This window comes from Mycobacterium sp. VKM Ac-1816D (genome assembly GCF_000416385.1).
In the GTDB taxonomy this organism is placed as follows: Bacteria; Actinomycetota; Actinomycetes; order Mycobacteriales; family Mycobacteriaceae; genus Mycobacterium; species Mycobacterium neoaurum_A.
The window spans coordinates 215,457-228,121 of the sequence record NZ_AOHQ01000139.1 but is presented as its reverse complement, the minus strand read 5'-3'; the positions used below and the strand labels follow the sequence as shown (position 1 = coordinate 228,121).

Annotated in this window: 16 protein-coding genes; 10 read left to right on the top strand and 6 right to left on the bottom strand. The window is 66.3% G+C overall.

All coding sequences use genetic code 11. The features are described from left to right. Nucleotides 1-57: 57 nt before the first annotated feature. Nucleotides 58-348 (top strand): DUF732 domain-containing protein, encoded by a 291-nt coding sequence (locus G154_RS19525; RefSeq protein WP_019512918.1) that lies wholly within the window; start codon nt 58-60, stop codon nt 346-348. Here G154_RS19525 and G154_RS19520 read toward each other — a convergent pair. Then, complete coding sequence (locus tag G154_RS19520; protein ID WP_019512917.1) at nt 314-1,252, bottom strand: DMT family transporter; 939 nt, start codon at nt 1,250-1,252, stop codon at nt 314-316. The genes G154_RS19525 and G154_RS19520 overlap by 35 nt on opposite strands. A 72-nt stretch (nt 1,253-1,324) precedes the next feature. On the opposite strand from G154_RS19520, the gene G154_RS19515 reads away from it, so the two are divergent. Further along, a complete protein-coding gene (locus G154_RS19515) occupies nt 1,325-2,227 on the top strand; it encodes a LysR family transcriptional regulator (protein ID WP_019512916.1) in 903 nt (300 codons plus the stop codon). Here the strand turns inward: G154_RS19515 and G154_RS19510 are convergent. Beyond that, nucleotides 2,182-2,823 carry a hypothetical protein gene (locus G154_RS19510; protein WP_019512915.1) on the bottom strand — a complete coding sequence of 214 codons (642 nt, stop codon included), beginning with the start codon at nt 2,821-2,823 and terminating at the stop codon, nt 2,182-2,184. The two genes, G154_RS19515 and G154_RS19510, sit on opposite strands and share 46 nt — an antisense overlap. A 21-nt stretch (nt 2,824-2,844) precedes the next feature. Then, nucleotides 2,845-4,656 (bottom strand): proteasome ATPase, encoded by a 1,812-nt coding sequence (arc, locus tag G154_RS19505; protein ID WP_019512914.1) that lies wholly within the window; start codon nt 4,654-4,656, stop codon nt 2,845-2,847. Between the two features lie 145 nt (nt 4,657-4,801). Between arc and G154_RS19500 the strand changes: the two genes are divergently transcribed. After that, on the top strand, nt 4,802-5,296 hold the full coding sequence (locus G154_RS19500) for a hypothetical protein (RefSeq protein WP_023985772.1): 495 nt from the start codon (nt 4,802-4,804) through the stop codon (nt 5,294-5,296). A gap of 10 nt (nt 5,297-5,306) precedes the next feature. After that, nucleotides 5,307-5,897 (top strand): hypothetical protein, encoded by a 591-nt coding sequence (locus G154_RS19495; protein WP_019512912.1) that lies wholly within the window; start codon nt 5,307-5,309, stop codon nt 5,895-5,897. On the opposite strand, the gene G154_RS19490 is transcribed toward G154_RS19495, so the two are convergent. Next, nucleotides 5,894-6,748, bottom strand: a complete 855-nt coding sequence (locus G154_RS19490; protein ID WP_019512911.1) for a tRNA (adenine-N1)-methyltransferase — start codon at nt 6,746-6,748, stop codon at nt 5,894-5,896. The two genes, G154_RS19495 and G154_RS19490, sit on opposite strands and share 4 nt — an antisense overlap. A 133-nt stretch (nt 6,749-6,881) precedes the next feature. Here G154_RS19490 and G154_RS19485 point away from each other — a divergent pair, with 133 nt between their 5' ends. Genes G154_RS19485 through G154_RS19465 form a run of 5 tightly spaced genes read left to right on the top strand, consistent with a single transcriptional unit; the run spans nt 6,882 to nt 10,011 of the window. Further along, a complete protein-coding gene (locus G154_RS19485) occupies nt 6,882-7,727 on the top strand; it encodes a RecB family exonuclease (protein WP_019512910.1) in 846 nt (281 codons plus the stop codon). Then, nucleotides 7,724-8,542, top strand: coding sequence for a thioesterase family protein (locus tag G154_RS19480; protein WP_019512909.1), 819 nt, complete (start codon nt 7,724-7,726; stop codon nt 8,540-8,542). Before G154_RS19485 ends, G154_RS19480 begins: the two co-directional genes overlap by 4 nt. A 53-nt stretch (nt 8,543-8,595) precedes the next feature. After that, the gene (locus tag G154_RS19475; protein WP_019512908.1) at nt 8,596-8,907 is read left to right on the top strand and encodes a helix-turn-helix transcriptional regulator; all 312 of its coding nucleotides are present in this window, start codon (nt 8,596-8,598) and stop codon (nt 8,905-8,907) included. Next, nucleotides 8,904-9,419 (top strand): SRPBCC family protein, encoded by a 516-nt coding sequence (locus G154_RS19470; protein WP_019512907.1) that lies wholly within the window; start codon nt 8,904-8,906, stop codon nt 9,417-9,419. Before G154_RS19475 ends, G154_RS19470 begins: the two co-directional genes overlap by 4 nt. Then, complete coding sequence (locus tag G154_RS19465) at nt 9,412-10,011, top strand: flavodoxin family protein (protein WP_019512906.1); 600 nt, start codon at nt 9,412-9,414, stop codon at nt 10,009-10,011. The genes G154_RS19470 and G154_RS19465 overlap by 8 nt, the downstream gene beginning before the upstream one ends. 293 nt (nt 10,012-10,304) lie before the next feature. Here the strand turns inward: G154_RS19465 and G154_RS19460 are convergent, their stop codons facing one another. Together G154_RS19460 and G154_RS19455 are read right to left on the bottom strand one after the other, a co-directional pair. Continuing rightward, nucleotides 10,305-10,841, bottom strand: a complete 537-nt coding sequence (locus tag G154_RS19460; protein ID WP_019512905.1) for a nuclear transport factor 2 family protein — start codon at nt 10,839-10,841, stop codon at nt 10,305-10,307. Then, nucleotides 10,838-11,785, bottom strand: coding sequence for a phosphotransferase (locus G154_RS19455; RefSeq protein WP_157884750.1), 948 nt, complete (start codon nt 11,783-11,785; stop codon nt 10,838-10,840). The genes G154_RS19460 and G154_RS19455 overlap by 4 nt, the downstream gene beginning before the upstream one ends. Nucleotides 11,786-12,034: 249 nt before the next feature. On the opposite strand from G154_RS19455, the gene G154_RS25635 reads away from it, so the two are divergent. After that, on the top strand, nt 12,035-12,646 hold the full coding sequence (locus tag G154_RS25635; protein ID WP_019512903.1) for a TetR/AcrR family transcriptional regulator: 612 nt from the start codon (nt 12,035-12,037) through the stop codon (nt 12,644-12,646). Nucleotides 12,647-12,665: the final 19 nt, after the last annotated feature.

Genomic DNA, 12,665 nt, shown 5'->3' with positions numbered 1-12,665 from the left:
CGGCGACCGTCCTGTGAGTGTCGATTACTGCGCAACACGGGATGAAGGGAAATCATCATGGCTAAATTCGTGCTGCCCGCCGTCGCTGGTTTGTTCGCAGCCGGGCTCGCATTCGCCGCGCCTGCCTATGCCGACGAGGCAGGCTATTTCACCGCTTTGACCGAATACGGATACGGCGACACCTCCCAGGATGTCGCCCTGGATCTCGGGTACTCGGTTTGCAAGGACCTGGCCAACGGGGTGCCCATGCAGGTCACGCTCGATGCCATCTACGAGAACACCAACGAGAACGTCAACCACGAAGACGCCACCTTCATCTACAAGACCGCCATCGTCCACCTCTGCTGAGCATCGGCGAACGCATGCCCGGGCCCGCGGGTAGCGGCGCAGGCGCGGGTGCGGCGGGCCGGGACTGAACCGCGCGCCCCCATTGGGTGCCCGCGAGAACCATTGCCGCGCCCAGCAATCCGACCGGTGTCAGCGACTCCCCCGCGAGACAGACCGCGATCAGGACCGCCCATACGGGCTCGGTGCCGAGCATCAGCGCCACCCGGGCCGGCGAGCTGCGCCGTACCGCCCAGACCTGGAGCCCGAACGCGAACACCGTGCAGGCGATGGCGAGATACCCGGTCAGGGCCCACTGGCACAGCGACATGTCCAGCACCGCGCCGGACTGACCGAGCAGCACCGCCGGTACCGCGGTCAGCACCGACACGGTGCACAGCTGGATCAGGGTCACCGCCGCCGGATCGACGATGCCCGGACGTCGCGCCATCACCGTGATGTGGAGTGCGCGCACCACCGCAGCCAGCGCGATCAGAGCATCACCGGCCCCTGGCGCGGTGAAGCCACCGGACTGGGTGAGCAGCGCACACCCCAGCACCACCATCGCCGCGGGCACGTAGAACAGCGCAGGGGTTCCGCCGCGCGCCAGCAGCGGCGTCACGACCACGGTGAGCGCCATGATGAGTCCGGCGTTGGACGCCGATGTCTGCGTCACTCCGTAGGTCTCGGCGATGCAGATGACGGCAAGGATCACCCCGAAGAGCGAGCCCGAAGCGAGCTCGGCGCGCGTGATACGCCGCAATCGCCGCCCCATCAGCACGGCCAGCACGACGGCGGCAAGGGTGAAGCGCACCGCCAGGAAGCCGAACACCCCTGAGGGAACGGCGGATTCCTTGATGGCCAGGTAACTCGAACCCCAGACTGCCGCCACGGCCAGCAGAGCGAGGTCGACGCGGTAACGGGTCACCGGGACAGCGTGGCCGCTCGACAACCATGCAGTCCAGCTACAGATTCTTAACGATAGAAGTAGCATCACTACATGGATGTGCATCGGTTGCGGATGCTGCGCGAACTCGCCGACCACGGCACGGTCGCCGCGGTCGCCGACGTGCTGTCGATGACACCATCGGCGGTCTCCCAGCAGTTGAAGACGTTGCAGCGCGAAGCCGGTGTCACCCTGCTCGAGCCTGCGGGCCGCCGTGTCCGGCTCACCGATGCCGGACGGGTATTGGTCGGTCACGCCGACCACGTGCTGGCAGCGCTGGAGCGGGCGCACGCGGACATGGACAGCTATCGCAGCACACCACGCGGTCAGGTGACGGTCTCGTTCTTCCCGTCCGGTGCCGCGATGTTGTTGGCGCCGTTGATCGGCGACGCCGGCGCACACGGTGTCGAGGTACTCGGCCGAGATATCGACGTTCCGGCGGCCCACGCACCCCAGCAGCTCACGGAGTTCGACGTGGTCGTCGTGCACCGCGACGACCGCGATACGAGCTCATGGGGACCGAGGTTCAGCTCGACGGTGCTCCTGCGCGAACCGCTCGATGTGCTGCTGTGGCCGACGCACTCGCTGGCAACGCGGCCCCGGGTCGATCTCTCCGAACTCGCCGGCCAGGACTGGGTCGGTGTGGCGGGCGGCCTGATGGTCGACGATGCGTTCAAGTCGATGGCCACCCTGACCGGATCCAGCCCGCGAATCATTCAACGAGTGAACGACTTTCGCGTCGCCGAAGAACTGGTTGCCGCCCGGATCGGTATCGCCCTGCTACCCCGCTACGTCACGCTGGCACGCGATCTGGTCCGCGTGCCGATCGGCGATGTGCGGCTGGCCAGGCGGATCGAGGCCGTCACCCGTGCCGGCGCCGAGTCGCGCCCTGCGATCGCACTGGTGCTTGCTCAGCTCCGTGCGATCGCAGCGGGGATCGTGTCCACCAGCGAATAGGTGTTGGCCAGATCGTCCTGGGTGACGATCGCCTCGGCGCCGGTGGTGTCGACGACGACCGGCACATCGGGGACATACGAGTGGAAACCCCAGCCCGCGGGCAGGGACAACCGCGCAGCCAGATCGCTGAGGTCGGCCATCTCCAGGTCCTTGTCGACGGTCTGACTGTAGGTCTGCATGATCCATCGGCGACCGTCGGGATCGCTGAGTTCATACACGCGGCGTCCGGCGTCGAACACGAACACCGCCCGCCGATCCACCCGATTCTCGCCGTAGGGCGACGGGTTCATCGCCGACAGTCTGACCGTCGCCTGGCGCAGCATGTCCAGGCCGCCGAACGTGGCACGCGGCATGGCCTCACCGGGTGCCTTCTCGATGCGGCTCATCAGCCAGTACCTCGGACCGTTCAGATGCGCCGCGAGCACACCATGCTCGGCCGCGATCGCCGTGGCGTCCAGGGCATCCCACAGCCGCGCCGGACAATCGTTGAGCCCGAAGGTGTTGTAGACCGTCGCCTGCAGCCCGCCCTCGGCTGCCTCCACCAACAAGACCTCGCCGTAGCGCTTGCCGAAAACGTCGACACCGGCTGACTGCACCGCAGGATTCTAAACCGCGATCTACAGGTACTGACCCAGATTCGACTCGGTATCGATGGCCCGGCTGGCCGACGAACTCTTGCCGGTGACGAGCGTGCGGATGTAGACGATCCGCTCGCCCTTCTTCCCCGAGATCCTGGCCCAGTCGTCCGGATTCGTGGTGTTGGGCAGATCCTCGTTCTCGGCGAACTCGTCGACGATCGAGTCGAGCAGGTGCTGGATACGCAGACCCTTCGACCCCGTCTCCAGCACCGACTTGATCGCGTACTTCTTGGCCCGATCGACCACGTTCTGGATCATCGCGCCGGAGTTGAAGTCCTTGAAGTACATGACTTCCTTGTCACCATTGGCATAGGTGACCTCCAGGAATCGGTTGTCGTCGATCTCGGCGTACATCCGGTCGACGACCTTCTCGATCATCGACTTGATGGTCAGCGCGCGGTCGCCGCCGAACTCGTCGAGATCGTCGGAGTTGACCGGCAGATCCTCGGTGAGGTATTTGCTGAAGATGTCCTGTGCCGCTTCGGCATCGGGCCGTTCGATCTTGATCTTCACGTCGAGGCGGCCGGGCCGCAGGATGGCCGGGTCGATCATGTCCTCACGGTTGGAGGCGCCGATCACGATGACGTTCTCCAGGCCCTCGACACCGTCGATCTCGGAGAGCAGCTGAGGCACGACCGTGGTCTCCACGTCCGAACTCACACCGGTGCCACGGGTCCGGAAGATCGAGTCCATCTCGTCGAAGAACACGATCACCGGGGTGCCCTCAGAGGCCTTCTCGCGGGCCCGCTGGAAGATCAACCGGATGTGCCGCTCGGTCTCACCGACGAACTTGTTGAGCAGCTCCGGGCCCTTGATGTTGAGAAAGTAGCTCTTGGCCTCGCGGGACTCCTCGCCACGCAGTTCGGCCATCTTCTTGGCCAGCGAATTGGCGACAGCCTTGGCGATCAGCGTCTTGCCGCACCCGGGCGGGCCATAGAGCAACACACCCTTGGGCGGCCGCAACGCGTACTCGCGGTAGAGGTCCTTGTGTAGGAACGGAAGCTCGACGGCATCGCGGATCTGCTCGATCTGGCGGGTGAGGCCGCCGATATCGCCGTAGCTGACATCGGGCACCTCCTCCAGGACCAGATCCTCCACCTCGGCCTTGGGGATGCGCTCGAAGGCGTAACCGGCCTTGGTGTCGACCAGCAGCGAGTCACCGGGGCGCAGCTTGCGTGGCTGCCCGTCATCGAGGTCGGTCTCGTCGACCTCGACGCCCTCGGGCAGGAACTCGGCGGCGATCAGCGGTTCGGCCAGCCACACGATGCGCTCCTCGTCGGCGTGGCCGACGACCAGGGCGCGGTGACCGTCGTCCAGGATCTCCCGCAGGGTGCTGATCTCGCCGACAGCCTCGAAGGTGCCTGCCTCCACGACGGTCAACGCCTCGTTCAACCGGACCGTCTGCCCCTGCTTCAGACCGGCGACCTCGATATTGGGCGACAGCGTCAGCCGCATCTTGCGGCCGGAGGTGAAGACATCGACGGTCTCGTCCTCGTGTGTGGCCAACAACACCCCGTAGCCGCTGGGCGGCTGACCGAGACGATCGACCTCCTCGCGCAGCGCGAGCAGCTGCTGACGGGCCTCCTTGAGGGTGTCCATCAGTTTCGCGTTGCGCGCGGCCAACGAATCGATGCGCGCCTCGAGTTGCTGGATGTCACGGGCGCTGCGCAGGCCGCTGCCCGCTCCCACCGTCTGCTCGAGTTGTTCACGAAGTGCCGCAGCTTCGCGGCGCAACCTCTCCAGTTCGGCGGCATCCTCGGCGGACAAGCCCGAACGCTCGGAATCAGTCATGTTGCGCTCCCTCCCGCACCGAATGTTGGCGCAGTAACAACTTCAACGCTACCGGCGATTCAGCCTTTGTGTGCGGTCTAGGAATTCGACACACCAGCAACGCTGTTAACCTCACTGAATACTTGGCCCGTTGGAAAGGACCACTGTGCTCATCAAAACCCTCGTTACCGGCGTAGTGACCAGTGCCGCAGCAGCCGGTCTGGTGACCGCCGCAGCTGCGGGCGTGTCGTCGGTGACGGCGAGCAACGCGCCGGCAATCGTTCCTGTGGTGTGGGATACCCCGCTGCCACAGTCACCCGCCCCCGATCTGGCCGCGCCGTTGACGCAAACGCTCACCGCGCTCGCCAGCCCAGGATCGTTCGCCGGTAAGGCGCCCTATATCCAGGGCGGCGTCGGGCGGTTCGAGTCCATCGCGGCCGACCGCGCGTACAGCAACGCGGCACGCGAGGGCAAGTTCCCGCTCACCTTCAACGTCGCCGACATCGACGTCAACGGTCCGGTCGCCACCGCCAACGTCACCGCGACCGCGGCCACCGGCGGCACCGCCACCCAGCCGGTCACGTTCATCGCAGGGCCCAGCCCCACCGGCTGGCAGGTCACCAAGCAGTCCGCGCTGTCGCTGCTCTCGGCGGCAGGCTGACCGTACGGCAATGCGCCGCACCGGGGGTGTGCCCCTCACCACGAAGCAGGCATTGAGCGCCGTCACCTCGGTGGCGGCGCTCTTGCTGTCCGGATGCGCCGACCAGCCCGGCGGCGGGCCCGCCGCACAGTCCCCGGCGACAGCTCCCACCAGCACTTCCTCGATACCATTCCAGCCGCCCGCGGCGGCGCTGCCGGCACCGGAGGCGCTCACCGAGGTACTGGGAAAGCTGGCCGACCCTTCGATTCCCGGCGCGCAAAAGGTGCCGCTGGTGCAATTCGCCACCCCGGAGGACGCCGCGGCGCTCGATCGTTTCGCCAAGGCCACCGTCGATGCCGGCCTGGCTCCGCTGGCGTTTCAGGCGGCCGATCTGACGTGGGCGGACGGCGCGGGCGGCGAGGGCCGAGATGCCGGGGATGTCGTGGCGACAGTCACGGTCGCACCCGCCAATCCGATTCCCGGCGCCGCACCATTCACCTTCCCGATGCAGTTCACCCTGCACGACGGCGCTTGGCAGTTGACCAGGGAAACCGCCGATGAACTGCTCGAGTTGCAGGCGCAGAACCCGCTTCCCGCCGCGCCACAGACGCCGCCGCGCTAGACCTGTTGCTTGCGCCGTTTGAGCAGCGTCGGGGTGATGGTGCCCGGGGCAAGCTTGCGCGCCGATATCAGGAACGCCGTGTGCCCACGCATATTGTGCTGGGGCCGCACCGCCAGACCGACGACGTTCCAGCCCCGCTGCATGGTCTCCCAGGACCGCGGCTCGGTCCAGCACTGCTGTTCGCGCAGCGCCTCGACCGTGCGGGACAGCTGCGTGACGGTGGCGACATAGATGATGAGCACCCCGCCGGCCACCAGGGCGCCGGCGACCGTATCGAGTACCTCCCACGGCGCGAGCATGTCCAGCACCACCCGGTCGATCTCCCGATCGGGCTCGGCCTTTCCGTCAGCGACCGGATACTCGTTGAGGTCGGCGATGCGCAGATCCCAGTTGGCCGGCCGCTCGCCGAAGAAGGTCTCGACATTGCGGATGGCATGCACGGCATGGTCGTCGCGGACCTCGTAGGAGATCACCTGCCCGGCCGGCCCGACCGCGCGCAGCAGCGAGCACGTCAGCGCACCCGATCCGGCGCCCGCCTCCAGCACCCTGGCACCGGGGAAGATATCGCCCTCGTGGACGATCTGCGCGGCATCCTTGGGGTAGATCACCTGGGCGCCACGCGGCATCGAGAGCACATAGTCGATCAACAGTGGGCGCAGCACCAGGAACGGGTCGCCGTTGGTGGACTTCACGACGCTGCCCTCGGGCAGGCCGATCACACCATCGTGCGGGATCGCCCCGCGATGAGTGTGGAACTCGGCACCAGGGCTGAGCACCACCGTGTAGTGCCGCCCCTTGGCGTCGGTGAGTTGCACGCGATCGCCGACGACGAACGGACCAGTGATTGCCACGGGGCCCTAGCCTGCCAGACGCGCCGCGGAAGACCGCCGAGGGCATGCGCTGATTGTCGGGACCCCGACATGCGCTGATTGTCGGGACCCCGACATGCGCTGATTGTCGGGACCCCGACATAGGCTTCCGGACATGAGCGTCGCCACCACGACAGGAACGGCAACCGCTCGGCGCCCTGCGTTGTCCCCATCGCGCGCCGGCGATTTCAAACAGTGCCCGTTGTTGTACCGTTTCCGAGCCATCGACCGCCTGCCCGAGCCGGTGTCCGCGGCTCAGCTACGGGGATCGGTGGTGCACGCCGCGCTCGAGGACCTCTACGCCCTGCCTGCCGCCGAGCGCGACCACGACACCGCACTGGCACTGGTCGATCCCGCGCTGGAACGGGTCGCCGCCGAGCAGGCCGCCGGAGGCCAGGAACTCGATGCCGAACTGCGCCCCGCACTCGTGCGCGATGCGCGCAAGCTGCTCTCGGGTTACTACCGGCTGGAGGATCCGACCCGGTTCGACCCGCACAGCTGCGAACAGCGGGTCGAGGTCGAGCTCGATGACGGCACGCTGCTGCGCGGGTTCGTCGACCGCATCGACGTTGCCCCCACCGGCGAGATGCGCGTGGTCGACTACAAGACCGGCAAGGCACCGTCGGAGCTGTGGGCGCTGGCCGAAGCCAAAGCGCTGTTCCAGATGAAGTTCTATGCGGTGGCGCTGTGGCGATCTCGCGGCGTGTTACCCGCCCGGTTGCGGCTGATCTATCTGGCCGACGGCCAGGTGCTGGACTACTCCCCCGATCCGGAGGAGTTGGTCCGGTTCGAGCGCACCCTGACCGCCATCTGGCGCGCCATCCAATCGGCCGGGCGCACCGGCGATTTCCGGGCCAAGCGATCCAAGCTGTGTGATTGGTGCGCACACCAGGCGCGGTGTCCCGAATTCGGTGGCGCGCCGCCGCCGTACCCGGGCTGGCCGGAGGCGCCCGCCGAATGACGGCCGCCAGCGCCGACGCCTCGTTGGCACCGCACTACCGTCGGCTCGGATCCGATGGCGGGGTTCAGCTGTTCGAATCGACCATCAGCACGGCCAGCAACTGGGGTACCGCCATCCAGCACGGCTCCCCGCCGCTTGCCCTGCTGACCAAGGCCATCGAGGAGCTGTACCTCGACCGGCCCCAGCTGCGGGTGGGGCGTCTCCTGCTCGACATCCTCGGCGCCGTCCCGGTCGCACCCGTGCGGGTGCGCGCGTGGGTGCAACGGCCGGGTGCACGGATCAGTCTGGCGGTCGCCGAGATGTGTCCGGCCGACGCGCCGGACCGTCCGGTCGCCCGGGTGAGCGCATGGCTACTGGCCACCGGTGACACCGCCGACGTCCGCACCGACCGATACACCCCGCTGACCGAGGGGGTGGCCGTGGACAGCGCACACGGTTGGCTCGGTGCTCCCGGCTATCTGGAGACCGTGAGTTGGCGCAACCAGGCCACCGAACCGGGCGCGGCCGCCCAGGCCTGGATGAGTCCGCTGGTGCCGCTGGTCGATGACGAGCCGACGACCCCGTTGCAGCGGTTGGCCCAGGTGGTCGACTCGGCCAATGGGATCGGCGCCGTGCTGGAGCCCGCCGACTTCGCCTTCATGAACACCGATACCGCCGTGCACCTGCACCGCGTACCGCGCGGGAACGATTTCGGCCTGCGCGCACGGGCGTCCATCGGTCCGGACGGTATCGGCGTGACAACGGCCGAGATCTTCGACCGGGACGGTTTCATCGGGACCTCGGCGCAGACCCTGCTGGTACAGCGCACCCACTGACCCCCCCAAATATCGCATTGCGTCTATATAGATGAACTGCAATACTGACGGACGTGGATGTCTTCGAGGCGGTCGCCGAACCCAGCCGCCGGGTGCTGCTGGACGCGTTACGTGAAGGTGAGCGCTCGGCAGGCGAACTGGTCGCCAGCCTGCCCGAGCTGACGCAGCCGACGGTATCGCGCCACCTCCGCGTATTGCGCGAGGTCGGCCTTGTCGAGGTGCGTTCGGATGCGCAGCGCCGGATCTACGCGTTGCGCGCCGACGGCCTGGTCCAGATGGACGAGTGGCTGGACCGTTACCGCCACTTCTGGACGGCCCACCTGGACGCGCTCGAGCGCCATCTCGACAACCCGGAGCAGTCATGAGCGACACCGCAGGCGATCTCATCGTCGACGGGGACCGTGCCACGCTGCGCTTCGATCGCTGGCTGGCGCATCCACCGGCCACGGTCTGGGCGGCGCTCACCGAACCCGCGCAGCGCGCGCGGTGGATGGGCCCCACCGTCATCGAACCGCGTGTCGGCGGACACATCGACATGGTTCCCACCGATCCCCCGACCCCCGAAGTCGCCAAGCGGATGACCGGCCGGATCACCGTCTGGGACCCACCGCACGTGCTCGAACACGAGTGGCACCAGCGGATCGCCGAACCGGGATACGTGCGCTACGAACTGCACCCCGAGAACGCCGGCACGCGTTTGGTGCTCACCCACCGCGGCCTCGGCGTGCGTAACGCCGGCGGCTTCCGGCCGGGCACCCACGCGTTCCTGGACCGACTCGCCGCACTACTGGACGGAGCGCCGCTCCCGCCCTGGCGCCACCGCTATCGCCAACTGGCACAGACGATTTACCACGGAGGAGATCACCATGATGTCTGATACCCCGCCCACCGTCGCGGTGGCCTACCACTCCGGCTTCGGCCACACCGCCACGTTGGCCGACGCCGTCGCCGACGGTGCCCGCGCGGCGGGTGCCCACGTCGACATGGTCGACCTCGGCGAGCTGACCGACACCGCATGGGCCACCCTCGACAACGCCGATGCCATCATCTTCGGCGCACCCACCTACATGGGCAACATATCGGCAGGTTTCCAGGCATTCGCCGAGCAGACCGGACGGCGCTGCACCACCGGGGCCTGGCGGGACAAGGTGGCCGCCGGATTCACCAACTCCGGGGCCAAGAGCGGTGACAAGCTCACCGCGTTGATCTCGCTGTCCGTCTTCGCCGCCCAGCACCACATGCATTGGGTCAACCTGGGTTTGGGTCCGGGCTGGAACAGCTCCGCGGGCAGCGAGCACGACCTCAATCGGCTGGGCTTCTGGCTGGGCGCCGGCGCCCAGACCGATGTCGACGCAGATCGCCACGATGTGCATGCCGCCGATCTCGCGACCTTCACCCATCTCGGCGGGCGCGTCGCGCAGGTGACCGCCCAGCTCACCGCGGGGCGCGCGGTCACGTCAGCGGCTTGAGATCTTGTAACAGCGTCGGACTCGACTCGCACAGCGATTCCATGTCACGCATACCCCGTCCGACGTATCCACTCGCTTGATTGCGCCCGGCGAGTGCTAAAAAGCACCGCATCCTCGTTAAGCGTCGAAAAGCTCGAGTTGAGCAACAACTCCTCCGATTCAATGGTGTCCCAATGCTCATGGACAACTTCGCCTGGACCAGCACCACATCGTCCTGGGTGCACTTCATTCGGAGCGAATCCGCAAGCGGGCGGAGAGCGAGCCGCCGGACCCGCTCGCGCCGGCGGGCACGCTCAATCCAGCACGGGGTATGCGCTTCTGCGCCGAAAGCGTTCACCGGTCAACACCCGGTAGGACAAATCCGCCTCGGCGTCCATCGGGTCCGCCCCACGGTGTTCGACGGTGCGACTTCGGTCCAGATCGATGACCACTTCCCTACTGGCAAAGCGCCATTGCCCATCTTCTCGCCGGTATCGGTCCAGATAGCGCACACCGACGAACGACTCGATCGGTCGACTGTCGGCGATGGGCAGGATGTGATAGCCGAGCGCGTAGACCTCACCGCTGGCCTCATCACCATCCAGTTCGATCAGATGATTGCAGACATAGTGCGCGCCGATCTGGATGAACTGAAACGACGACTCCAGAAACTCGACGTAGGCACTGGCGCTGCCCCGAAAGATGTTGGCGTGGTTGTCGATACCGTCACTGGTATAGAGTGACCGCAACAAGGCCGGATCCTTGCGATCGACACCGCGGCAATACCGCAGCGCCAATTCCCGGATCTCATCCTTGTCGATCAGGGCCTGCAGTCGCTCGTCCGCATTCACCGAATGTCCTCGATAGCCGCCGCGCTATCGAGATCGCGATATGCAGTGAGGATGCGAATATGATTGGCCACGTTCACTTCCCACCCGTAGTTGGCTACCGGGCAGGTCAACCAACCGATGTAGGCGTTCCACGCCTGGGCGCGCCGATGCTCGTCGAATGCCTCGGCCGGCGTCGGAAGATCATCAACACCGTGTTGGCGGAGCAGATCACGGTGCAGTTCGACGAGCCGCCTTTCGTGCTCGCGCCGAACGTTCACGTCGAGCGCGGTGGTGATCAAATAGGAGAGATCGTGCATGTAGTGGCCGCGGACGCTCAGCTGCCAGTCGACGAAACCCATCGTCTGGTCTGGGAGCACAAAAGTGTTGCCCACGTGGCAATCTCCGTGCACGAGCGTCTGTTGCAGTCCCGACTGGTGCTGTTGGACCAGCCGAACCTTGTCGAACAGGGAATCCGCGCTCTCGCCGGCCGATTGCACCAGCTCGCGCTTGTGACCGGTGTTGGCCACCTCGTCGGCGATCATCGCAGGCACCAGATCGGGATGGTTGAACAGGTCGTGCAACTCGCCCGCCAGATGCGTTTGCGCCCAATCCAGTTCCGAGGATGACCAATCGGCACCACTGCCCCAGTTCCGGGCGTGCAGCGCTGCCAGCTGCGCGATGGCGTCTTCGATGCTCGCCACCGACGGTGAGACAACGGCCGAAGCGAATCGAGCACCCGAAGTGGTCAGGTCGTCGAGGGCCAACCCGAAGCTCCCGGTGCGCTCGTCGAACCAGGCGCCGAGGCATCGCGGCGTTCGGATGAATCGCCAGGGCCGCAGCCGACTGTATGCGGCAACTTCGTTGCGGTACAGCGGGAAAGCGGGTAGCTCCGGACGCGCCACCTTGAGCACGACGTTGGTGGGCAGTCCATTCCCATCCGCGCCGTAGGTCAGCTCCAGATCCACTCGTCCCGCGGTGGAGACTGCGTCCCCCTCACCCCATTGCCACACTCGGCGCACCCTGACATCGCGCACCGAAACCCCGGGATTGAGGGTGCCGATCAGCCGCTCCAGCAGATCGGGGGTCAATTCTCTCGCATCAGCGGGTATCGCACCCAAACCAGACATCGCACCTCCACATGTTCACGCCAACTATCCCACCGAAGCTAATACAAATGGGTTATTCATACAATACGTTCGTGATACTCTTGGCGCATGGACGATGGCGGTCAGCGGCACGGACGCGCCGCGCTCATCGATGCCGCTGAACGTCTGATCGCCACGCAGGGACCTGCGGTGTCGTTGCGACAAGTGGTCACCGAGGCAGGCCAGCGCAACAGTGCCGCCATCCGGTATCACTTCGGCACTCGCGAGGATTTGATCGCAGCGGTCATCGACGCACGGCAGAAGATCTTCGAACCCCGACGCCTGGAACGGCTCGCCGCGCTTGAGGCGACGGCGGACCCCACCGCGCGCGGACTCCTCGAGGCACTGCTTGAACCGGTCTTCGAATACCAGCGCGCGAATCCGGACAGCTACCACGCTCGCTTCATGGAGAAGGTCCGCGACTACCCCGGCATCGAACTCGTCGGTCGCCCCGATTGGGCTGCAACGACTTTGATCGTCGGTCGCCTCACCGCCACCGCACCAGAACCCGGCGTGGATCGATCACTTCGCATTCGCGGTTTGATCACCGTCGTGTTCGCCCTGCTTGCCGATCTGGAACGCCATGAACACCAGTCACCCGAGCTGCGCCTTGCCGCCGAACAGGCAACCCTCGACATGATCCTCGGCGTGCTCAGCACGTTCTCGACCGCGGACCCTTGAGGCCGATGCCGTGCTGGTT